General features: G+C 70.7%; 1 protein-coding gene. It reads left to right on the forward strand.

Going from position 1 to position 239, the window contains the following annotated elements; genetic code table 11:
• A partial coding sequence (locus AAEY62_RS24585; protein WP_350637105.1) for a hypothetical protein occupies positions 1-239 on the forward strand: 239 nt, incomplete at both ends.

A 239-nucleotide genomic window follows, 5' to 3' on the forward strand; every position in this document is an offset into this window, starting at 1 on the left:
GGACCGTGCGGCCGCGCTCTGCCGCTGCCAGCGCAAGGCGCTCGATCAGGCATACGAGACGGACGCCGGCCGCGCCGCGATCGCTCCGTTCCTCGGCGGCCGCGCGCCGGACGTCGACACTATGCCGGCACGCGTCCTCGACACGATCTTCACCGGCGCGGCCGAGCTGATGCGCGCGAAGAACAATGCCGGCGCATCGAGCGGCAAGATCAACCCGCGCGATTTCGGCAAGGCAACCA

The organism is Pseudoalteromonas sp. GW168-MNA-CIBAN-0100 (assembly GCF_040309225.1).
Lineage (GTDB): Bacteria > Pseudomonadota > Gammaproteobacteria > Enterobacterales > Alteromonadaceae > Pseudoalteromonas > Pseudoalteromonas arctica.